Annotated in this window: 19 protein-coding genes, 1 pseudogene and 1 riboswitch; of the genes and pseudogenes, 16 read left to right on the plus strand and 4 right to left on the minus strand. The window is 62.8% G+C overall.

The features are described 5' to 3' along the window. Nucleotides 1-48: 48 nt before the first annotated feature. Together J3P84_RS20265 and J3P84_RS20270 are read right to left on the minus strand one after the other, a co-directional pair. Nucleotides 49-1440, minus strand: a complete 1392-nt coding sequence (locus J3P84_RS20265; RefSeq protein WP_434625444.1) for a sensor histidine kinase — start codon at nt 1438-1440, stop codon at nt 49-51. Next, a complete protein-coding gene (locus J3P84_RS20270; protein ID WP_305496222.1) occupies nt 1433-2104 on the minus strand; it encodes a response regulator in 672 nt (223 codons plus the stop codon). Before J3P84_RS20270 ends, J3P84_RS20265 begins: the two co-directional genes overlap by 8 nt. Before the next feature lie 421 nt (nt 2105-2525). On the opposite strand from J3P84_RS20270, the gene J3P84_RS20275 reads away from it, so the two are divergent. Genes J3P84_RS20275 through J3P84_RS20290 form a run of 4 tightly spaced genes read left to right on the plus strand, consistent with a single transcriptional unit; the run spans nt 2526 to nt 6587 of the window. Beyond that, nucleotides 2526-3518 (plus strand): Bug family tripartite tricarboxylate transporter substrate binding protein, encoded by a 993-nt coding sequence (locus J3P84_RS20275; protein WP_434569497.1) that lies wholly within the window; start codon nt 2526-2528, stop codon nt 3516-3518. A 55-nt stretch (nt 3519-3573) separates the two neighbouring features. Continuing rightward, nucleotides 3574-4035, plus strand: coding sequence for a tripartite tricarboxylate transporter TctB family protein (locus J3P84_RS20280; protein ID WP_305496223.1), 462 nt, complete (start codon nt 3574-3576; stop codon nt 4033-4035). Between the two features lies 1 nt (nt 4036). Then, nucleotides 4037-5551, plus strand: coding sequence for a tripartite tricarboxylate transporter permease (locus J3P84_RS20285; protein ID WP_434603045.1), 1515 nt, complete (start codon nt 4037-4039; stop codon nt 5549-5551). Beyond that, nucleotides 5544-6587 (plus strand): AbrB family transcriptional regulator, encoded by a 1044-nt coding sequence (locus J3P84_RS20290; RefSeq protein WP_434625447.1) that lies wholly within the window; start codon nt 5544-5546, stop codon nt 6585-6587. Before J3P84_RS20285 ends, J3P84_RS20290 begins: the two co-directional genes overlap by 8 nt. Before the next feature lie 110 nt (nt 6588-6697). Here the strand turns inward: J3P84_RS20290 and ung are convergent, their stop codons facing one another. Then, nucleotides 6698-7390 carry a uracil-DNA glycosylase gene (gene ung / locus J3P84_RS20295; protein WP_305496226.1) on the minus strand — a complete coding sequence of 231 codons (693 nt, stop codon included), beginning with the start codon at nt 7388-7390 and terminating at the stop codon, nt 6698-6700. Nucleotides 7391-7521: 131 nt separating this feature from the next. Here ung and J3P84_RS20300 point away from each other — a divergent pair, with 131 nt between their 5' ends. Then, nucleotides 7522-8634: an enoyl-CoA hydratase/isomerase family protein gene (locus J3P84_RS20300; RefSeq protein WP_434569501.1), complete on the plus strand. Its 1113-nt coding sequence runs from the start codon at nt 7522-7524 to the stop codon at nt 8632-8634. 207 nt (nt 8635-8841) lie between these two features. Here J3P84_RS20300 and J3P84_RS20305 read toward each other — a convergent pair whose 3' ends face one another. Next, a complete protein-coding gene (locus tag J3P84_RS20305; RefSeq protein WP_305496228.1) occupies nt 8842-9261 on the minus strand; it encodes a hypothetical protein in 420 nt (139 codons plus the stop codon). A gap of 306 nt (nt 9262-9567) precedes the next feature. Next, a riboswitch (guanidine-I (ykkC/yxkD leader) is annotated at nt 9568-9669 on the plus strand. Between the two features lie 60 nt (nt 9670-9729). On the opposite strand from J3P84_RS20305, the gene J3P84_RS20310 reads away from it, so the two are divergent. From J3P84_RS20310 to J3P84_RS20360, 11 genes and pseudogenes are all read left to right on the plus strand, one after another. Beyond that, nucleotides 9730-10797, plus strand: a complete 1068-nt coding sequence (locus J3P84_RS20310; RefSeq protein WP_434625450.1) for a putative urea ABC transporter substrate-binding protein — start codon at nt 9730-9732, stop codon at nt 10795-10797. Between the two features lie 15 nt (nt 10798-10812). Then, nucleotides 10813-11628, plus strand: coding sequence for an ABC transporter permease (locus J3P84_RS20315; RefSeq protein ID WP_024616101.1), 816 nt, complete (start codon nt 10813-10815; stop codon nt 11626-11628). Then, entirely contained in the window at nt 11625-12413 is a 789-nt protein-coding gene (locus J3P84_RS20320; protein WP_434625452.1) for an ABC transporter ATP-binding protein, read from the plus strand. Before J3P84_RS20315 ends, J3P84_RS20320 begins: the two co-directional genes overlap by 4 nt. 13 nt (nt 12414-12426) lie before the next feature. Beyond that, a complete protein-coding gene (locus J3P84_RS20325; RefSeq protein WP_434625454.1) occupies nt 12427-13152 on the plus strand; it encodes an urea amidolyase associated protein UAAP1 in 726 nt (241 codons plus the stop codon). An 11-nt stretch (nt 13153-13163) separates the two neighbouring features. Beyond that, the gene (locus tag J3P84_RS20330; RefSeq protein ID WP_434625456.1) at nt 13164-13805 is read left to right on the plus strand and encodes an urea amidolyase associated protein UAAP2; all 642 of its coding nucleotides are present in this window, start codon (nt 13164-13166) and stop codon (nt 13803-13805) included. 290 nt (nt 13806-14095) lie between these two features. Beyond that, entirely contained in the window at nt 14096-17725 is a 3630-nt protein-coding gene (uca, locus tag J3P84_RS20335; RefSeq protein ID WP_434625458.1) for an urea carboxylase, read from the plus strand. A 22-nt stretch (nt 17726-17747) separates the two neighbouring features. After that, nucleotides 17748-19526 carry an allophanate hydrolase gene (gene atzF, locus J3P84_RS20340; RefSeq protein WP_434625460.1) on the plus strand — a complete coding sequence of 593 codons (1779 nt, stop codon included), beginning with the start codon at nt 17748-17750 and terminating at the stop codon, nt 19524-19526. A gap of 279 nt (nt 19527-19805) precedes the next feature. Beyond that, nucleotides 19806-20423 (plus strand): annotated as a pseudogene (locus tag J3P84_RS20345) (GGDEF domain-containing protein); the annotation flags it as partial. Then, entirely contained in the window at nt 20416-20634 is a 219-nt protein-coding gene (locus J3P84_RS20350; protein ID WP_434625462.1) for a cysteine-rich CWC family protein, read from the plus strand. The pseudogene J3P84_RS20345 and the gene J3P84_RS20350, both read left to right, overlap by 8 nt. 35 nt (nt 20635-20669) lie before the next feature. Then, nucleotides 20670-21362 (plus strand): pseudouridine synthase, encoded by a 693-nt coding sequence (locus tag J3P84_RS20355; RefSeq protein ID WP_434625464.1) that lies wholly within the window; start codon nt 20670-20672, stop codon nt 21360-21362. A gap of 309 nt (nt 21363-21671) precedes the next feature. Further along, nucleotides 21672-22556 (plus strand): alpha/beta fold hydrolase, encoded by an 885-nt coding sequence (locus J3P84_RS20360; protein ID WP_305496238.1) that lies wholly within the window; start codon nt 21672-21674, stop codon nt 22554-22556. Nucleotides 22557-22770: the final 214 nt, after the last annotated feature.

Raw genomic sequence — 22770 nt, forward strand, 5'->3', positions numbered from 1 at the left:
CGGGCAATGAATGTGTGTTGGTCACAATCTGTGGCATTCGGCTCGGGCTCATTCTGAGCCAGGAGCAAAACTCACTCGCACCTTCAACCCGCCCTCCTGCCCATCATGCAGGGTGATCTGCGCCAGATGCGCACGGCAGATTTCTCCGACAATTGCCAACCCCAATCCCGAGCCGGCCACTTGCTGGTTGCGCCGATAGAAGCGCTCGAATACCCGTTCCCGCTCAGTCTCGGGAATGCCCGGGCCGTCATCCTCGACTTCCAGTACCGCCGGCGCGGTGACCCGCAGGATCACGTTACCGCCCGAAGGAGTATGGGCCAGGGCATTGTCCACCAGGTTGCTCAACAGCTCGTTGAGCAAAGTCGGCTCGCCCCGTAACCAGACGGGTTCATCGGCTTCCAGGGCCAACGCAACCCCACGGGCATGGGCCAGTGGCGCCATGGCCATGCCCAGTTCTCGGGCGAGCTGGCTCAGGTCGAGCAACTGTGCACCGCCTTCGGCAATTGCCCGCGCGCCGTTCTCCACCCGCGCCAGCGACAGCAGTTGATTCGCCAGATGGGTCAAGCGATCAGTGCCCTGGGCGGCGGTTTCCAGGGTTTCGCGCCAGGTCGACGGTTCGCTGGCGCGCAAGCCCAGCTCCAGGCGAGCCTTGAGCGCCGCGAGTGGCGTGCGCAGCTCATGGGCGGCATCGGCAATGAATTGCGCCTGGCGTTCGAACTGGCCGCGCAGCCGTTCGGTGAAATGATTGAGGGCACGTACCAACGGCCACAATTCGTGCTGGACTTCCACCAGCGGCAACGGCCGCAGATCGTCCGGCTGGCGTTCCTCCACCGCCGTGCGCAAGCGTTCCAGCGGGCGCAACGCCGCGCTGACCGCGAACCACACCAGCAACAGCGCGCCCACCGCCAGCATGCCCAGCCGCAACAAGGTATCGGCCATCAAGCCGCGGGCCATGCTGACCCGAGCTTCTTCGGTTTCCGCCACGCGGATTTCCGCCATGCCGTTCATTTCGGGTTCGCTCACGGCCTTGAGCAGGCTTACCACGCGCACATTCTGCCCTTGGTAACTGGCGTTGTAGAAACGTGCCAGCGCCGGGTAATCGTCGGTGCGCGGCGTACCGGGCGGCGGCCCGGGAAGATTCTCGTAGCCGGAGATCAGCTTCTGGTGGATGTCGTTGACTTGATAATAGATACGTCCGGCACTGTCATAGGCGAAGGTGTCCAGAGCGACATAAGGTACGTCCGCGCTGAGGGTACCGTCGCGCTGCGAAAGACCGGCGGCGATGGTTCGGGCCGACGCCAGCAGCGTCCGGTCGTAGGCCGTATCGGCGGCTTCACGACCATTCCAGTAGGCGCTCAGGCCACTGGCGAGCATCAGTACCACGAGCAACGAAGCAAGGTTGCGAAGTAGCCGCCAGCGCAGGCTGTCGGGCTTATGCATCGCGGTTTTCCAACAGATAGCCCAGCCCGCGGAATGTCACGATTGCCACCGCATGGCCGTCGAGCTTCTTGCGCAGGCGATGGACATAGATTTCGATGGCGTCGGGGCTGGCCTCTTCGTCCAGGCCGAACACCTGGGCTGCCAGTTGTTCTTTGCTCATCACCCGCCCGGGCCGGGCGATCAACGCTTCCAGGACAGCCTGCTCGCGAGAGGTCAGGGTCATCAGTTCCTCGTCGAGGGTAAAGCGCCGAGTGTCCAGGTCGTAGACCAGTCCACCACAGCGCTGCTGCCGCTCGCCACCCAGTACGCTACGGCGCAGCAGTGCCTTTACCCGCGCCTCAAGCTCGGTGAGTTCGAAAGGTTTGGCCAGGTAATCGTCGGCGCCGAGGTTCAGGCCATGGACCCGATCCTTGACGTCGCTGCGAGCGGTCAGCATCAGCACCGGCAGCGTCTTGCCCCGCGCCCGCAAGCGCGCCAGCACCTCGAAGCCGTCCATGCGCGGCAGCCCGACATCAAGGACCGCCACCGCGTATTCCTCGCTGCTCAAGGCCAGATCGGCGGCCACCCCGTCGTGCAGCACATCCACCGTCAACCCTGTGCTCTTGAGGGCCTGGGCGACACTTTCGGCGAGCTGCAGATGGTCTTCGACGAGCAGGACACGCATGGGATTTTCCTCGATTCAGGGATGGTCGCGGCCATTCTTTGGCGCGGAGTTTACAGCCGCATCCGCCACTGTGAAGCTCAAAATCATCCTGGCAGCTTTTGAAAGGTTAGCGAAAGGTTGGGCCGCTAGAGTCGCTCCACGGACAGTTTCGACTGCCGGTCGCGAAACACCTTGCGAAACGAAAAACGCCTCGAAGCGTTTTCGCCGAATAAAAACAATAAGCGGAGTATTCATCATGCTGTCCGTACAGCTTCTGGCTTCAACGCCCACCCGCCATTCCTGCCCCAACCAGACTACCCTTGCCTGTGCCGCTGCGCAGACCGAACTGCCGCGTCTTTGAAACGCGTTTGCGGATCTGCACCGTACATGTTCTGCGAAGCCTGACTTGAAACACACAACAACAACTCCTGTGGAGACAAAAATGAACCTATCACTGCGCAAAGTAGCCTTGGCCGCCGGATGCCTGATGTTCGCCGGGCAATTGCTCGCCGCGGACCCATCCAAAGAGCCGAAGCGCCCGGAATGCATCGCACCCGCTGCCCCTGGCGGCGGTTTCGACCTGACCTGCAAACTGGCGCAAAGCGCGCTGGTCAACGAAAAACTGCTGACCAAGCCGATGCGCGTCACTTACATGCCCGGCGGTGTCGGCGCGGTGGCCTACAACGCGGTGGTCGCACAACGCCCGGCAGACGCCGGCACGCTGGTGGCCTGGTCCAGTGGCTCTTTGCTGAACCTGGCGCAAGGCAAGTTTGGCCGTTTTGACGAAACCAATGTGCGCTGGCTCGCTGCCGTCGGCACCAGCTATGGCGCCATCGCCGTAAAAAGCGATTCGCCCTACAAAAACCTCGACGATCTGGTACAGGCCCTGAAGAAAGATCCGGGCTCGGTGGTGATCGGTTCCGGCGGCACAGTCGGCAGCCAGGACTGGATGCAGACCGCTTTGATTGCCAAGGCCGCCGGTATCGACCCGCGCAAACTGCGCTACGTGGCCCTTGAAGGCGGCGGTGAAATCGCGACCGCGCTGCTGGGTGGCCATATCCAGGTGGGCAGTACCGACATCTCCGACTCCATGCCACACATCCAGAGCGGCGACATGCGTTTGCTGGCGGTGTTCTCTGATAAACGCCTGGACGAGCCGGAGATGAAAGACATCCCGACCGCCGTGGAACAAGGCTACGACATCCGTTGGCCGGTAGTCCGTGGCTTCTACCTGGGCCCGAAGGTCACCGATGCAGAATACGAATGGTGGAAAAACGCCTTTGACAAGCTGCTGGCCTCCGAAGAGTTCGCCAAGCTGCGCGACCAACGGGAACTGTTCCCGTTCGCCATGACCGGTCCGGAGCTGGACGCCTACGTGAAGAAGCAAGTGGCCGACTACAAGATGCTGGCCAAAGAATTCGGCCTGATCCAGTAATCGCCTCTGTTCTCGCGGCGGCACCGGCACAGTCGGCGCCGCCCAGGAGTTAGTCATGCTCGTCATCCAACGTATTATTGCCGCGGTGCTGCTGCTGGCCTGCATCGGCCTGGCACTGATGGCCTGGCCCTATCAGGCAGCCTTTTCCTATGAACCGGTTGGCCCGCGTGCCTTTCCCCTGCTGATACTCGGGCTGATGGGGCTGGCGCTGCTGTACATGCTGTTTCGTCCCACGCCCGTCGTGCACAGCGAAGACGATCCGCACCTGGACCGTGAAACCCTGCAGAAGATCGGTATCTGCGTGGCGCTGCTGCTGGTATTCGCCGGGACCTTCGAGCCCTTGGGATTCATCCTCGCCAGCATTCTGATCGGCGTGCCGATGGCACGTCTGTACGGCGGCCGCTGGGTGCCGAGCGTGGTGATCATCAGCCTCATGGCCATTGGTCTTTATCTGTTGTTCGACAAGCTGATGGACGTGCCGCTGCCCCTGGGCCTGCTCGGCGTCCTGGAGAATTGATATGGATACCCTGAATTATCTCGGCCAGGGTTTTGGCGTTGCGCTGACGCCCTACAACCTCGTCACCGCGTTGAGCGGCACGCTGATCGGTACCGTGGTCGGCCTGCTGCCGGGCCTGGGGCCGATCAACGGCGTGGCGCTGCTGATCCCGATTGCCTTCGCCCTGGGACTGCCGCCGGAGTCGGCGCTGATCCTGCTGGCGGCGGTGTACCTGGGTTGCGAATACGGCGGACGTATCAGCTCGATCCTGCTGAACATCCCCGGTGAAGCCTCCACCGTGATGACCACCCTGGACGGCTACCCGATGGCCCGCCAAGGCCTGGCCGGGGTGGCGTTGTCGCTGTCGGCGTGGAGTTCGTTCATCGGCGCGTTCATCGCCACATGCGGCATGGTGTTGTTTGCGCCACTGCTGGCCAAATGGGCGATCGCCTTCGGACCGGCGGAATATTTCGTCCTGATGGTGTTTGCCATTGTCTGCCTCGGCGGCATGGCCGGTGACCGGCCGCTCAAGACCTTCATCGCTGCGCTGATCGGGCTGTTCCTGTCTTGCGTCGGCATCGATGCGAACAGCGGCGTGTACCGTTTTACGGGTGACAACATCCATTTGACCGATGGCATCCAGTTCGTCGTGCTGGTGCTGGGCCTGTTCTCCATCAGCGAGATTCTGTTGCTGCTGGAAAAAACCCATCGCGGCCAGGAAGCGGTGAAAGCCACCGGGCGGATGATGTTCAACTTCAAGGAAGCGGCCTCGGTGTTCTGGGTGAACATCCGCTGCGGCGTGCTCGGTTTCATCATGGGCGTATTGCCTGGCGCGGGCGCAACCCTGGCCAGTGCCGTGGCCTACATGACCGAAAAACGCATGGCTGGAGCCAGTGGGACGTTCGGCCAGGGCGACAAGCGTGGCCTCGCGGCGCCGGAAACCGCCATCGGCGGCGCGGCCTGCGGCGCGCTGGTGCCGATGCTGACCCTCGGCGTCCCAGGTTCCGGCACCACGGCGGTGATGATCGGCGCGCTGTCCCTCTATAACATCACGCCCGGCCCGCTGCTGTTCCAGCAACAGCCGGACATCGTCTGGGGCCTGATCGCTTCGTTGTTCGTCGCCAACGTCATGCTGGTGATCCTCAACATCCCGATGATTCGTATCTTCACCCGCATCCTGGCCGTGCCGAACTGGGCGCTGGTACCGGTCATTGCGATCATCACCGGGATCGGCGTTTACGCCGTGCACGCGACCACATTCGACTTGTTCCTGATGATCGGCATCGGCATCTTCGGCTACATCCTGCGCAAGCTGGATTTCCCGCTGTCGCCCGTGCTGCTGGGCTTCATCCTTGGCGGTCTGATGGAGCAGAACCTGCGTCGTGCATTGTCGATCTCCAATGGCGCGTTGGAAATCCTGTGGTCCAGCCCGATCACCTTCGGCTGCTGGGTCCTGACGGCAATCATGTTGTTCCTGCCGCTGCTGCGCATCTGGCGTCGTCGCAGTGCCCAGCGTCGTGCCCTGGCCAATGTCTGAGGCGACAACTTTCAGACAATGGTGGGGAACACCGCTGGTCGGTCTGGCCGGCGGTTATCTGGCCAGCCTGATCGGCTGGCCCTTGCCCTGGATGGTCGGCTCGCTGTTGGCGATCATCCTGGTGCGCTGTCTCACTCCCTGGCAACTGATGGAAATCCCCGGCGGCCGCAAATGCGGCCAATGGGTGGTGGGCATCGGTATCGGCCTGCACTTCACGCCGTTGGTGATGGAACAGGTCCTCAGCCACTTCGGCCTGATCTTCTTCGGCGCGCTGATCACCAGCGTGTCCAGCATCGTGAGTGTCTGGCTGATGCGCCGCACCGGCGAAGACCGCGCCACGGCCTTTTTCTCCAGCATGCCGGGCGGTTCCGGCGAGATGGTCAACCTCGGCGCCCGCAATGGCGCGATGCTCAGCCATGTTGCCGCGGGCCAGAGCCTGCGCGTACTGGTGGTAGTGTTGTGCGTGCCGGCTGCCTTCAAGTATCTGCTCGGTGACGGCACGCCGGTGCAACACGCCACGGCGGTGGATTGGTTGTGGCTGGCGGTTCTGTTTCCGGCGGGTGCCCTGCTCGCCTGGATCTGGGAGCGCTTGCGCCAACCCAATCCATGGCTGTTCGGGCCCTTGTTGGTCAGCGCGGCGGTGAGCATCGGCTGGGACCTGCACATCGGCCTGCCCGACGGCGGCAGCCAGATCGGCCAATGGCTGATCGGCAGCGGCCTGGGCTGTCATTTCAACCGGCAGTTCTTCCGCCGCGCACCGTCGTTCATGGGTCGTACCTTGATTGGCACGGTGCTGACCATGCTGATCGCCACGCTTGCGGCCCTGGGCCTGAGCACCTGGACCCACCTGGACTTGCGCTCGCTGACCCTGGGCATGATGCCCGGCGGCATCGCCGAAATGAGCCTGACGGCGGAGACGCTGCAATTGTCGGTGCCGTTGGTGACGGCGCTGCAGGTGATGCGGCTGCTGTTCGTGCTGTTTCTGGCGGAGCCGTTGTTCAGGTATTGGGTTCGCAGAACGGATCCGGACTTGTAGACCGGGGTTGCCCTCTTCGCGAGCAGGCTCGCTCCCACATGGGATTTGTGTTTGTCCTCAAACCCCTGTGGGAGCGAGCCTGCTCGCGAAGGGGCCCTTATTGCTGACCACTAAACCGGCGGCAACCGCCAATCGATCGGCTGCTCGCCATGCTGCTGGAGAAACTTGTTGGTCCGGCTGAAATGCCCGCAGCCGATAAAGCCCCGATGGGCTGACAGCGGTGACGGGTGGACCGAGGTCAACACCAGATGCTTGGTCGCATCGATCAGCTTCTGCTTGCTCTGGGCATGAGCGCCCCACAGCAGGAATACCAGGTGCGGCTGGTGTTCGCTGACCACTTCGATAACCTTGTCGGTAAAGTGCTGCCAGCCTTTTTTAGCGTGGGCATTGGCATTGGCGCGCTCCACGGTCAAGGTCGTGTTGAGCAACAACACACCCTGGTCGGCCCAGCTCTGCAGATAGCCATGGTTGGGGATATCGATGTTCAGGTCGCGCTTCAATTCCTTGTAGATGTTCACCAGCGATGGCGGCGTCGGCACGCCCGGCTGCACCGAAAAGCACAAGCCATGGGCCTGGCCCGGGCCGTGGTACGGGTCCTGGCCGAGGATCACCACCTTGACCTTGTCCAGCGGCGTGGAATTGAGCGCATTAAAAATCAGCGGGGCCGGCGGATAGATTTCCTTGCCGGCGGCGTATTCACTGCGCAGGAACTCGCGCAACTCCGCCATGTACGGCTGGTCGAACTCGGCACGCAGTGCCTGCTTCCAGCTGGGTTCGAGTTTGATACGGTCGTCAGCGGTCATGGGTGCACCCGGTAGAAACAATGGGCGCACCCTAGGAAAGCCTACAGGGCTTGTCAATTGATCTGACGTCAATCCGGCACTTTCCCCCACAGCAGTCATACTGATCATTCAATTTTCCAATCGAGGTCACGATGAATCTGCACTTCGAAGAACTGACCGGCATCAACGGGGCGCGCCTGGGCGTCGCCACGCTGGATGCCGAAAAATCCTTGAACGCCCTTTCCCTGCCGATGATCAACGCCCTGCGCGATCGCCTCGACGCCTGGGCCCGGGAATCGCAGATTGTCTGTGTGCTGTTGCGCGGCAATGGTGCCAAGGCCTTCTGCGCCGGTGGCGAGGTGCGCAGCCTGGTCGAAGCGTGTCGCGCCCACCCTGGCGAAGTGCCGCCGCTGGCGGCGCAGTTTTTCGCTGCCGAATACCGGTTGGACTTCAATCTGCACACGTATCCGAAACCGTTGATCTGCTGGGGGCATGGCTATGTACTCGGCGGCGGCATGGGCCTGCTGCAAGGCGCCAGCACGCGAATCGTCACGCCGAGTAGTCGACTGGCGATGCCGGAAATCAGCATCGGCTTGTATCCGGACGTCGGCGCCAGTTGGTTCCTGTCGCGCCTGCCGGGCAAGCTTGGCCTGTTCCTCGGCCTTACCGGCGCCCACATGAACGCCAGGGATGCCATCGATCTGGGCCTGGCCGATCGCTTTCTGCTCGATGAGCAGCAGGATGACCTGATCGAAGGCTTGTTGCAGCTTAACTGGCAAGAACAGACCGAGATGCAGCTCAACAGCCTGCTCAAGGCTCTACAGCAAGAAGCACTGCCGCAACAACCCGAAGCCCAATGGTTGCCGCGTCGGCAGCAAATCGATGAGTGGCTGGATGTCAGCGACGTGCGCTGCGCCTGGAAAGCCCTCAGCCTGCTGGTGGATCATCCGGACCCATTGATCGCCCGGGCAGCCAGGACCATGACCGAAGGCTCGCCGCTGACGGCGCACCTGGTCTGGGAGCAGATCAGCCGCGCCCGCCCTTTGTCATTGGCCGGTGTGTTCCGCATGGAATACACCTTGAGCCTCAACTGCTGCCGCCATCCGGAATTCAGCGAAGGCGTGCGGGCGCGGTTGATCGACAAGGACCACAAGCCGCGCTGGCATTGGCCGGATATCAATCATGTGCCGCAAGCGGCGGTCGAGGCGCATTTCCATAAGGTATGGGAGGGGCGGCATCCGTTGGCGGATTTGTCCAATGAGTAACGGACCTGCTTTTGGTGGGCATACCTTTGGTGGAACCCGCCCCCTTGTGAGAGCGAGCCTGCTCGCGATGGCGTCGGCCCTGACAGTAATGCTGTGTCGGGGATACCGCCTTCGCGAGCAGGCTCGCTCCCACAGGGTTTAGAGGGTTAGCTTTACGCAGGCACAAAAAAAGCGGCGCTCAATGCGCCGCTTTTTGCTGCCGATCCGTCAGCGATGACCGCCCCGTCCGTCATGACCACGTCCATCATGGCCACGTCCCCGATGATCATGCCCACGGTCACGTCCGCCCCGGCCGCGACGGTCGTCATTCCAGCCGCCCCGGTCCCGGCCGTCCCAACCGCCCCGATGCGGATAGGGGCGATACGCCGCTCGCGGTGGCGAGTAATAGCGTGGGCCATGCTGGTAGTAGCGTGGAGCCGAGTAATAACGCGGCGCCGGCTGGTAGTACCGTGGTGGTGCGTAATAGCCACGCGGTGCCGAGTAGTAACTTCCACCGCCGCTGTAATAGACCGGCGCCGGTGAGGTGTAGACCTCGGAACGGTAGTAGCTGGAGCCTCCGTCGGAGTAAGGCACGCAGGCCGAAAGAGTCAAACCGAGAAACGCAATGAGCAGCAGTCGTCGATACATGGCGGCCTCCTGGACCGCGGATGGGCCACATCAGCGACGCTGACGGGCGGCAGTCATCTATTGGGGTGACTGACGATTAATCTGACAGCGAAATCGGAATCTGGTGCGACGTTGCAATAACTCGAAACATGTAGCCTTTTGCTTCATTGCGGTGCGCCACGGCACCACAACAACGCATGAATCCGTTTGAGGTACGCGCCTTCCTGGCATGCGGTCGCTCTGGGCCGGGGCTTGCGCGTACTTGGCACGGCTCTCGCTTTAACGAACTTGTGCAGGAGTCATCACAGGTTCGCGGCACCACAATTTGCAATGGCTGACTAGGGTTCCGGCTCGCCTCTGGCGAGTGGCTGGTCCGAGAGTTGGCGACCTCCAGTTGAGGTTACACGGCGGGACAAAAGCCCGGGAGACAAGCCACCGTTCGCGGTGCCGCGTTGCTCCTGTCCGCCCTTGATCAACTGGAGAACCACCATGCTCAAGCTTCGTCTGTCCTCACTGCTCCTCGCCGCGCTTGCGGCCTTCGCGAGCATCCCATCCCACGCCGCGCCCAAGGACCATTTCAACGTCTGCTGGACCATCTATGCCGGCTGGATGCCCTGGGAATACGCCGGCAGCCAGGGCATCGTTGACAAATGGGCGAAGAAATACGGCATCACCATCGATGTCGTGCAGCTCAACGATTACGTCGAGTCCATCAACCAGTACACCGCCGGTCAGTTCGATGGCTGCACCATGACCAACATGGATGCCCTGACCATTCCCGCCGCCGGCGGCGTGGACAGCACCGCACTGATCGTCAGTGACTTCTCCAACGGCAACGACGGCATCGTCCTCAAGGGCGAGGGCAAGAAAGTCGCCGACCTCAAGGGCATGGACGTCAATCTGGTGGAACTGTCGGTGTCCCACTACCTCTTGGCTCGGGCCCTGGATTCGGTCGGCCTCGCCGAGAAAGACCTGAAAGTCGTCAACACCTCCGACGCCGATATTTCTGCCGCCTTCAACACCGACCAGGTCAAGGCCGTCACGACATGGAACCCGATGCTCTCGGACATCAAGGCCCAGCCGGGTGTCAGCGAAGTATTCAACTCCAGCCAGATCCCAGGCGAAATCATGGACATGATGGTGGTCAACACTCAGACCCTCAAAGACAACCCGGCCCTGGGCAAGGCACTGACCGGCGCCTGGTTCGAAGTGGTGGCGCTGATGAACGCCAGGAACGCAGCCGCCAATGCCGCGCTGGAACACATGGCCAAGGCGTCGGGTACTGATCTCAAAGGTTTCCAGGCGCAACTGGACACTACCAAGCTGTTCGCCACCCCCAAGGAAGCCCTCGCCTTCGCCACCAGCGAACAACTGCCCGCCACCCTGCGCAAGGTCGCCGAGTTCTCGTTCCGCCACGGTCTGCTGGGTGAAGGCGCCAAGGATGCCGACGCAGTGGGCATGGCGTTCGCCAATGGCGTGACCCTGGGCGACAAAACCAACCTCAAGCTGCGCTTCGATCCCACCTACGTGCAACTGGCCGCCGACGCCAAGTTGTAGGACCGGAGGACTGGCATGCGCCTGATCAACCGCTACCCCGATCGCCCCAGCCGCTTGTTGCTGGTGATCCTGCCATTTGCGCTGGTGCTGTTTGCCTACTTCATGGGCTCGGCGGAACGGCTGACGGACAACCCCAACGACAAGCTGCTGCCCAGCGCTGTGCAGATGGCCGATGCAGTCAAACGCCTGGCGTTCACCGCCGACGCTCGCAGCGGCGATTACCTGCTCTGGCAGGACACCGCTTCGAGTCTGCGCCGGTTGGCGATCGGCCTGGGCATCAGCGCCCTGGCCGGGCTGTGCCTGGGCATCGCCGCCGGCACGCTGCCGCTGTTCGGCGCGCCGTTGTCGCCGCTACTCACCGTGGTGTCGATGGTGCCGCCATTGGCGATCCTGCCGATCCTGTTCATCGTCTTCGGCCTGGGGGAGTTGTCCAAGGTGATGCTGATCGTCATCGGCATCACCCCGTGCCTGGCCCGCGACCTGGAGCAGCGTGCCCGGGAAATTCCGCCTGAGCTATTGATCAAGGCCCAGACGCTGGGTGCCTCGACCTGGACCCTGATGTTGCGGGTGGTCCTGCCGCAATTGCTGCCGCGCCTGTTGATTTCCCTGCGGCTGATGCTGGGTTCGGCCTGGCTGTTCCTGATCGCTGCCGAAGCCATCGCTTCCACCGATGGCCTGGGCTATCGGATTTTCCTCGTGCGTCGTTACCTGGCGATGGATGTGATCCTGCCCTACGTGGTGTGGATCACCCTGCTCGCCTGGCTGATGGACTGGGGCCTCAAGCGCCTGACCCGCCGAGCATTTCCCTGGTACGAGGGGGCGAAGGCATGAGCTTCATTACCGTGAACAACGTCTGGCAGCAGTATGCCGATCAAGTGGTGCTCGAGCGCTTGAACCTGAGCGTTGCCGAGGGTGAGTTCTGCACCCTGGTGGGTGCCTCGGGTTGCGGCAAGTCGACTTTCCTGCGGCTGCTGCTGGGCCAGGAACGCGCCAGTCGCGGACAGATCCTGCTGGACGGCGAGCCGTTGGCGGGCGAGCCGGATGCCAGCCGTGGAGTAGTGTTCCAGCGTTACTCGGTATTCCCGCACCTGACGGTACTGGACAACGTCGCCCTCGGCCTGGAATTGCCGCGCTCGCCGTTGCTGGGGCGTCTGTTCGGCGGCGCCAAACGCCAGGCCCGCGAAGACGCCGCACAACTGCTGGACAAAGTCGGCCTCGGCCACGCGCTGGACAAATACCCTGCGCAGCTCTCCGGCGGCATGCAGCAACGGCTGGCCATCGCCCAGGCGCTGATCATGAAGCCGCGGGTGTTGTTGCTCGACGAACCCTTCGGCGCCCTCGACCCCGGCATTCGCAAAGACATGCATGCCCTGCTGCTGGAACTCTGGCGGGAAACCCGGCTGACCGTGTTCATGGTGACCCATGACCTGTCCGAAGGTTTCAGCCTTGGCACCCGCCTGCTGGTGTTCGACAAGGTTCGTGTCGATCCCCATGCCCCCGGCGCCTATGGCGCACGCATCACCTACGACATCCCACTGAACAGCGACCGCCGCACCGCCCGTGCCGCCGTCGACGCCCTGCCTGCCGAACTGGCCGGCACGTTGCGTATCGCTTGAAAGGAGAAATTCGATGACCGATTCGATCCAGCTGTTTCCCCCCTTCGCCGAAGAATTGCTGCCCGGTGGCGGCCATCGCTCGTTCGTCCTCAAGCGAGGCCAGTTGCTGCGCCTGACCGATGTGCGTGGCGGTGCCAACGTGAGCCTTACCTTGCTCAATGCCAACGAAAAAACCGAGCGCCTGAACCTGCCGGACAGTCTGAAATGCCAACACACCGCCAAGCTCACCGCCGGTCATTGCCTGTATTCGGACATGGGCCGGGTATTGGCGGCAATCACTGCGGATACCTGTGGCTGGAGCGATAGTTTTGGCGGCGTGCTCTGCGCCGAGGAAGTCGCTGAAAAGTATGGTCAGGGCCGTTACCAGGAACTGCGCAACGGCTTCTTCCGCAACGGCACCGACAACCTGTTGGTAGAACTGGGCAAATGGGGGTTGGGTCTGTCCGACCTGCTGATGACCCTCAACCTGTTCAGCCGGGTCGATGTCGACGAGGCCGGCCACTTCCATTTCGTGGAGGGCAACTCCAAGGCCGGTGACTACATCGAGCTGTACGCACCGATGGACACCCTGGTGGTGCTGACCGCGCTGCAACATCCGATGGACCCGAACCCGCTATACGCGCCGCAGCCGCTCAAACTCAGCTGGATGAACGCCAACCCCAGCGTCGCCGAACACTGCCGCCAATCGCGCCCGGAAAACCAGCGCGGCTTCATCAACACCGACCGCCTGTTCGCCTGAGGATCGTCGCCATGTCACTCGCCATCGCCACTGCACACAAGCAACCCGAGACCGCCGTATACCGTTCCACGATTCCCGCCGGCGAACCCTGGCTGACCGAGGTCAAGGCCGGCCAGACCCTGCGCATCCTCGACCTGGAAGGCAACCAGGCGGTCGATACGTTGTTCTACAGCCTGGCCAACCCCAAGGAACGCTACGACGTGCAACGCACACTGCGCCGGCAGAACAGCGTCTACCTGAGCACCGGCAGCGTGCTGTATTCCAACCTTGGCCGCCCGATGCTGACCATCGTCGAGGACACCTGCGGGCGCCACGACACCCTCGGCGGCGCCTGCGCGCAGGAAAGCAACACCGTGCGCTACGCCCTGGAAAAACGCTACATGCACAGCTGCCGCGACAATTACCTGCGGGCCTGCGCCCACGACGGTCGACTGGGCAAGGGTGACATCGGACCGAACATCAATTTTTTCATGAACGTGCCGGTGACCGCCGACGGCGGCCTGACTTTCGAAGACGGGATCTCGGCGCCGGGCAAATACGTCGACCTGCGGGCCGAGATCGATGTGATCGTGTTGATCTCCAACTGCCCGCAACTGAACAACCCGTGCAACGCCTACAACCCTACCCCTGCGGAGCTGCTGATATGGAACTGAAACTCATGCGCCTGCGCCACTGGCTATTCGCGCTGTGCCAGAGCCGGTCGGGGCAGTGCATCAAATAACGCCTTGGTCTCCTGTGGGAGCGAGCCTGCTCGCGAAGGCGTCGGATCAGTCAGCCTTCATGCGGTTGATGTACCGTTTTCGCGAGCAGGCTCGCTCCCACACAGAGGTTGTGTGGTGTTCGAAGGTATCCGCCCACGGGGACGACCCCGTCGGCCATCGAAAACTGCGGGACGGCCCGCATCCCGATTCAGGCTGGCATTGCGGCCTGAGGGGTAAATGCCATGTTCGAAAAAATCCTGATTGCCAACCGTGGCGCCATTGCCTGCCGCATCCTGCGGACCCTGCGCGAGCTGGACGTCAAAGCCGTCGCCGTTTACTCCCAGGCCGACGAAGCCAGCCTGCACATCCTTCAGGCCGACGAAGCCCACTGCCTGGGCGAAGGCGCGGCGGCGGGCACCTACCTGGCGGTGGACAAGCTCCTGGCGATCGCCCGGGACAGCGGCGCGACCGCGATCCATCCCGGCTACGGTTTTCTCTCGGAAAACGCCGCTTTCGCACAAGCTTGCGAGGCCGCCAACATTGCCTTCATCGGCCCGACACCGGAGCAGTTGCGAGTGTTCGGCCTCAAGCACACCGCACGCGCCCTGGCTCGCCAGCACGGCGTGCCCCTGCTCGAAGGCACGGAGCTGCTCGACAGCCTGGATGCCGCGCTACTGGCCGGCGCGCAGGTCGGCTACCCGGTCATGCTGAAAAGCACGGCGGGCGGCGGCGGAATCGGCATGCGCGTATGCCGCAGCGCCGCTGAATTGAGCGAGTCCTTCGAAGCGGTCAAGCGCCTCGGGCAGAACAATTTCAGCGACGCCGGCGTGTTCATCGAGAAGTACATCGAACGGGCGCGGCACCTTGAGGTTCAAGTGTTCGGCGACGGCCAGGGCCAGGTGATCGCTCTGGGCGTGCGCGACTGCTCGGTGCAGCGGCGCAACCAGAAAGTCATCGAAGAAACCCCGGCGCCCAACCTGCCCGAGGGCATGGCCGACGCGCTTTGCGCTGCCGCGATCAAGCTGGCCCGGGCGGTCGACTACCGCAGCGTCGGCACCGTGGAGTTTGTCTATGACAGCGAGGCAGGACGCTTCTATTTCCTGGAAGTGAACACACGCCTGCAAGTGGAGCATGGCGTCACCGAGCAGGTGTGGGGCGTGGACCTGGTGCGCTGGATGGTGCAATTGGCCGCCGGAGAACTGCCGCCACTGAGCGAACTGAGCCAAGGGCTGAAAGCCGAGGGCCACTCGATCCAGGCGCGCCTGTATGCCGAGGACCCAGGCCGGGATTTCCAGCCGAGCCCAGGGCTGCTGACTGCGGTGGAATTTGCGCAGGCCAACGGCAAGGAACTGCGCATCGACACCTGGGTCGAGGCCGGTTGCCAGATCCCGCCGTACTTCGATCCGATGATCGCCAAAGTCATTCGCTGGGCGCCGACCCGCGAGCAGGCACGCCTGGGCCTGCATCAAGCGCTGGACGAAAGCCTGCTCTATGGCGTGGAAACCAACCGTGTCTACCTGCAACAGATCCTGCTCGACGCGCCCTTCGCCGATGGCCAGCCCTGGACCCGCTGCCTGGAGACCCTGGCCTACCGCGCCAACACCGTCGAAGTGCTCAGCCCCGGCACTCAGACCAGCGTTCAGGATTACCCCGGTCGCCTCGGTTATTGGGCGGTGGGCGTGCCGCCGTCGGGACCGATGGACAGCCGTTCGTTGCGCCTGGGCAATCGCCTGCTGGGCAACGAGGAAGGTGTGGCGGCCTTGGAAATCACCATGAGCGGGCCGCTGCTGCGCTTCAACTGCGCTGCGCGAGTGGCGGTGACCGGCGCAGAAATCGCCCTGACGCTGGACGGCGAAACGGTGCCGATGGACACCCCGCTGTCGATCGGTGCAGGGTCCACCCTCGCCATCGGCACGATTACTGGCGCCGGGGCGCGGAGTTATCTGTGTGTACATGGCGGCTTGCAGGTACCGGATTACCTGGGCAGCAAAAGCACCTTCACCCTCGGCCAGTTCGGCGGCCACGGCGGGCGAGCATTGTGCACCGGCGACGTGCTGCACCTGGCTGCGTTGGATGAGCACGTCGTGATGCCGTCGATCGAAGAGCCGCCCCTGGTGTTGCAAGCCGTGCGGCAGATCCGTGTGATCTACGGTCCCCACGGCGCGCCGGAATATTTCACCGAGCGCTACATCCAGACGTTCTTCGACACCGCCTGGGAAGTGCATTTCAACTCCAGCCGAACCGGCGTGCGGCTGATCGGGCCGAAGCCGGAATGGGTACGTGCCGACGGCGGCGAAGCGGGCCTGCATCCGTCCAATATCCATGACAACCCGTACGCCATCGGCGCGGTGGACTTCACCGGTGACATGCCGGTCATCCTCGGCCCCGACGGCCCGAGCCTGGGGGGCTTCGTCTGCCCCGTGACGGTGATCGAGGCGGACCTGTGGCAACTGGGACAGCTCAAGGCGGGGGACAAGGTGCGGTTTGTGCCAGTGGACCTGAAGACTGCCCGCTCACTGGCCTTGAAATGGGATCAATGTGGGAGCGAGCCTGCTCGCGAAGGGGCCAGATCAGACACCGCATTGACTGCTTCGCGAGCAGGCTCGCTCCCACAGGGGGTTGAGTCGCCCGTGGTTTTGGACATCGGCCAGGACGATACGCGTCTGGTGGCCAGATTATCCGGCGACACCCATCTGCTGCTTGAAATCGGCGCTCCCGAACTGGACCTGGTGCTGCGTTTTCGCGCTCACGCCTTGATGCAGGCCCTGGAGCAAAAACACCTGCAAGGGGTGATCGACCTGACGCCAGGTATTCGCTCGCTGCAAGTGCATTACCAGCCCGAACAATTACCCCTGGCCGATCTGCTGGCCATCGTCGCCGGCGAGTGGGACGCCGTGTGCGCCGCGCAAGACTTGCAGGTGCCGTCGCGCATCGTCCATCTGCCGCTGTCCTGGGACGATCCGGCCTGCCAGCTGGCGATCGAAAAGTACATGACCACCGTGCGCAAGGACGCGCCCTGGTGCCCGAGCAACCTGGAGTTCATCCGGCGCATCAACGACCTGCCCAACCTCGACGAAGTACAACGCACGGTGTTCGATGCCAGCTATCTGGTGATGGGCCTCGGCGATGTCTACCTCGGCGCGCCGGTCGCCACGCCGCTGGACCCGCGGCACCGGCTGGTGACCACCAAATACAACCCGGCCCGCACCTGGACCGCGGAAAATTCGGTGGGCATCGGCGGCGCCTATCTGTGCGTGTACGGCATGGAAGGCCCCGGCGGCTATCAGTTCGTCGGCCGCACGTTGCAGATGTGGAATCGTTATCGGGACGTCGCCGCATTTGACGGCAAGCCCTGGCTGCTGCGCTTCTTCGACCAGATCCGCTTCTACCCGGTCAGCGCCGATGAACTGCTGCGCATCCGTCGGGATTTCCCATTGGGCCGCTTCGAACTGGCGATCGAACACAGCCAACTCAACCTCGCTGATTACCAGCGCTTCCTGGCCCGGGAAGCGGACAGCATCGACGCGTTCCGCGAGCAGCAACAAGGCGCCTTCCGTGCCGAGCGCGAGCGCTGGATCGCCAGTGGCCAGGCGCATTTCGACAGCGAGGAACCAGCAACCGCGCCGAGCGAAGATTCAGTGCTGGACGAGGGCCAACTGAGCGTCGACAGCCACATCGCCGGCAACCTCTGGCAGGTCCAGGTGGAGGTGGGCGCGCGGGTCATCGCGGGTGACGTGCTGGTGATTCTGGAGTCCATGAAAATGGAAATCCCGGTGCTTGCGCCCATCGCCGGCGTGGTCCGAGAAGTGCGCGTCCAGCCCGGTTCAGCGGTGCGCGCCGGGCAACGCGTGGTGGTGCTGGAACGTGACTGAACTCAATCAAAGGATTAACGCCATGACCTTCTCTCTGCGCCTGGACAACCTGCGCGACGCCTACCGCAAGGGTGAAACGACACCGCGCCAGCTGCTGTTGGCCCTGCGGGAAAAAGCCGCTGCGCTCAACCCGGACTATCACCTGTTCATCCACCTACTGTCGCCCGAAGAACTCGAACCTTACCTTTCGGCACTGGAAAACCGCGACCTGGAAAGCCTGCCGTTGTATGGCGTGCCATTCGCGATCAAGGACAACATCGACCTGGCTGGCATTCCCACCACCGCCGCCTGCCCGGCGTTTGCCTACGTGCCGCAACGTTCGGCGAGTATCGTCGAGCAATTGCTGGCGCTGGGTGCGATTCCTGTTGGCAAGACCAACCTCGACCAGTTCGCCACTGGCCTCAACGGTACCCGCACGCCCTACGGGGCTTGCCGCAACAGCGTGCTGGCCGACTACCCGGCGGGCGGCTCCAGCGCGGGCTCGCCGCTGGCGGTGGCCCTGGGCGTGGCCAGCTTTGCCCTGGGCACCGACACCGCCGGCTCCGGTCGCGTGCCTGCGGCGCTGAACAACCTGGTGGGGTTGAAAGCCACCAAGGGCCTTATCTCCACCGCTGGCGTGGTGCCGGCCTGCCGTACGCTGGACTGCGTGACCACATTCACCGCGACGGCGCGCGAAGCCAGCCAGCTGTTGGCATTGACTGCGCGTCTCGACCCGCGCGACGAATACAGCCGCCCCAACCCGCAATGGAACGACGGCGCGGCGTTCGGCGCACCACGACGCTTTCGCTTCGGCGTGCCCCGCCGGCAAGACCTGGAGTTTTTCGACTGCGACGAAGGCCCACGGCTGTTCGCCGATGCCATCGAGCGCCTCGAACACCTGGGCGGCGAAGCTGTCGAGTTGGACTTGTCACCCTTCCTCGAAGCGGCACGCCTGCTCTATGAGGGGCCGTGGGTTGCCGAGCGCTACAGCGTGGCCGGGGAACTGATGGAACGCGAACCCGACGCGGTACTGCCGGTGATCCGCGCCGTGCTGGCGCAAGCGCCGACGGTGACCGGTGTGGAAACCTTCCGTGCCCAGTACCGTTTGCAGGCGCTCAAGGCCCAATGCGACCGCGCGATGGAAGCGCTCGATTGCGTCCTCACCCCGACCATCGGGCGCCCGGTGACGCTCGCCGAACTCGCCGCCGAACCGCTCCTGCGCAATTCGCAACTGGGTTACTACACCAACTTCATGAACCTGCTGGACTACGCCGCCGTGGCCGTTCCCAGCGCATTCATGGCCAACGGCTTGCCTTGGGGCGTGACGCTGTTCGGCCGCGCCTTCACCGATCAGTACCTGCTGAGCGTGGCCGACGCCTTGCAGCGTCAGCAAGCGCCTGATCTGCCAGTGCCTGCCAACCCGGCGCGCCATGATCGGGCACGGTTGGTCGTGTGCGGCGCGCACCTGGATGGGCTGGCTTTGAACTGGCAGCTCAAGCTACGTGGCGCCCGCCTGATCGACGCCACCCGAAGCTCAGCGGATTATCGCCTCTACGCCTTGGCCGGCGGCCCGCCACTGCGCCCTGGCATGCTTCGGGTCGGCGAGGGAGGCGTGGCGATCGAAGTGGAAGTCTGGGAATTGCCAAGCAGCGAGTTGGGTTCGTTCCTCACCGGTATCCCGGCACCGCTGGGGCTGGGTAAGGTGCAACTGGCCGACGGACGCTGGGAAAGCGGCTTCATTTGCGAGCCGTATGGTCTGGACGGCGCGCAGGACATCAGTCATCTGGGCGGATGGCGGGCTTATCTGAGTACCCGTCAGTAAACAGCACCCTGTGGCGAGGGGATTTATCCCCGCTGGGCGGCGCGACGTTTCGCTAAATCCCCTCGCCACGATATTGCAAAGCTAAATCCGAATGTCTTTTCTTACAGGGCCACTAAACTGATTCCATCGGGTCACTCCAAGGGAATCGCCATGTCGCTTCGTTCGCCGTTGTATTCCCAGCGCTCGCCGGTGCTCATCCTGGCCATTTTGCTCGGCGCCGGCTTCCTGGTGACGTCGCTGCTGGGGTACTACGCCGCCAACACATCGCTGCGGGACAACGTGCTCAAGACGCTGTATTTCAATCTGCTGATCGGCCTGCTGGTGACAGTGGCCGCGCTCGTGGTGCTGCATCGGCTGATGGTCAGCTATCAGCGGCGGATCGACGCCCAAGCGATTCTTGACGGCCTGACCGAGCTGCCCAATCGGCGGGGCTTCGACCTCCTGGCGGTGCAGGCCCTGCACGAAGCCCAACGCGAGCCCAGGCCATTGGGGGCGCTGTTGCTGGAGGTGGATGACTTCAAGCGACTGGACGCCAACCATGGCCACATCGCCAGTGATCAGTTGCTCACTGGTTTCGCTCGCGACCTGACCGATACACTGCGCCATTCAGACATTGTCTGCCGCTGGAGCGCCGATGCCTTCGTCCTGCTGCTCAAGGACACCGATGGACAGAACGCTCTGAAAATCGCCGAGAAAATTCGCCAGCGCATCGAGCAACAGCGCTACTTTTGCAGCGGCAAGCAATTGCGGATCACCATCAGCATCGGCCTGACCACCTTGCAGGACAAAGACACCTTGCACAGCCTGCTGTCCCGGGCCGATCATGCGCTGCAACGCGCCCGACAGACCGGAAGCAACCGAACCTGCGTGGAAATGCCTCATTCCAGTTATGAATAAACCCGATCTCTGCCCGGCGTGCGGCGCCACCAACGACTGCACCCTGGCCAATCCGAAAACCGTTGATCGTGCCTGCTGGTGCTATGGCGTGAGCATCGACCCGGCGGTGCTGGAAAATTTGCCGGCCGAGCTGCGCAACCAATCCTGCCTGTGCCCGCGATGCGCCCGGGTCGATGACCAGTTGCGCGCCAAGCACCAACCGATCGCGTAAGATGCCCGCCCCCAGCTCCTCTGCCCGAACTGCTCATGCGCGTTGACCGTTTCCTCAGTAACCTGCCGCGTTTCAACCGCCAACAGGTCCGCCTGCTGCTGGTGGAACGGCGCGTACGGATCGACGACCAGACCGTCATCGATCCACAGGCACAGGTGCGTGAATTCAGCCGCGTCGAGGTGGATGACGAAGTGCTGCAAGCAGGCCGACCGGCGCGCTATTTCATGCTGCACAAGCCGCCCGGCTGCGTGAGTGCCACCCGCGATCCGCAGCACCGCACCGTCCTCGATCTGCTGGACGAACCGGACAAGGACGACTTGCACATCGCCGGTCGCCTGGACTTCAACACCACCGGGCTGATGCTGATCACCAACGACGGCAGCTGGTCGCGGCGCCTGACCCAGCCGCAGACCAAACTGCCGAAGGTCTACTACGTCGAGACCGAGCAAACCATTACCGCCGAGTACGCCTTCACGTTTGCCCAAGGCCTGTACTTTGCGTTCGAAGACCTCACCACCCAACCGGCGCAATTGACCCAACTGGGGCCGACATCCGCGCGCTTGAGCATCGTTGAAGGCCGTTATCATCAGGTCAAGCGCATGTTTGGTCACTTCAACAACAAGGTGCTGCGCCTGCACCGTGAAAGCATGGGCCCGCTGCTGCTGGACGCTGATCTCGCACCGGGCCAATACCGCGCCTTGAGCCCAGAAGAAGTTGGCCTGATCTGAGCCAGACGACCGCTGGGCAGAAGTGTCGGACAATTTTCAAAGAGCACTTGCGCAACGGCCTCCCCCCTGCTTGAATCAAACCGTCGGCCGAAATGTGACCGACGAGTCACCCCATACCTCTAAGAAACTTTTTGCCGGCTGGAACCCTCAGGTTCCGCCTCGTTCGCCGGCAAATTGCCCGCCATAACAACACCCGTCGACCGGCTTGCGTGGATCGACATGGGCCTTATCTTCCAGGCGTATGCCTACCTGTCACATTGCCCGTGCAATCTCATTGCGCGCATACCCGCTTGCCAGGAGTCTTATGACATGAGGCCAGAAATCGCTGTGCTGGATATACAGGGTCAGTATCGGGTTTACACGGAGTTCTATCGCGCAGACGCCGCGCAAAAGACCATCATCCTGGTCAACGGCTCGATGGCCACCACCGCGTCGTTTGCACAGACCACCAAAAACCTCTACCCGCAATTCAATGTCGTGCTGTACGACCAGCCCTACGCGGGCAAGTCCAAGGCTCACAACCGCCACGAGAAAATGCTGACGAAGGAAATCGAAGGCCAGATCCTGCTGGAGCTGATCGACCACTTCGCCGCCGATCACGTATTGTCGTTTTCCTGGGGCGGAGCCGCCACCCTGACCGCCTTGGCCCAGCGCCCGCGGCGCATCGAAAAAGCCGTGATCAGTTCTTTCTCACCGGTGCTCAACGCACCGATGCGCGACTACCTGGAACGTGGCGTGGACTATTTGAGCAGCCTGGACGGCGATCGTGTCGGACACCTGGTCAACAGCACGATTGGCAAGCACCTGCCACCGCTGTTCAAGCGCTTCAACTATCGCCACGTCAGCAACCTGGCCGAGCATGAATACGGACAGATGCACTTTCACATCAACGATGTGCTCCACAGCGACCAGCAGTGCTATGTCAACGCGGCGAAAAAGATCAACGTGCCGGTGCTGTTCCTGAATGGCGAATGGGACGAATACACCGCGGCCACCGACGCCAGGCTCTTCGCCAACCATGTCCAGCACAGCAGCTTCACCACGCTGCAAGCCACCGGGCACTTCCTCGACATGGAACACAAGGCCGCCTGCCGCGACAGCCGCGAGGCGTTGCTGGGTTTCCTCAAGCCAACCCACCACGCCAGCCGACCGCGCTACAGCTATGTACAGGACTACCATGCAGTGGCCATCTGAAAAAAGTCATCGCGGGCAAGCCTCCAGCAATGGCGCTTGCTCGCGAATGACCGCTCTGGTTTGAGTCTTGCGTAGACGGATGACCTCGCCGTCCGGAAAGAAAAACTTCAAATCCCAGGCCACATCTGGTACAAAGTCAGCCGCTCTGAGCGGGTGTCGTATAATGGCATTACTCCAGCTTCCCAAGCTGATAACGAGGGTTCTTATAGGACAC

Origin of the sequence: Pseudomonas sp. Z1-29, from assembly GCF_051131995.1 — a bacterium.
Taxonomy (GTDB): domain Bacteria; phylum Pseudomonadota; class Gammaproteobacteria; order Pseudomonadales; family Pseudomonadaceae; genus Aquipseudomonas.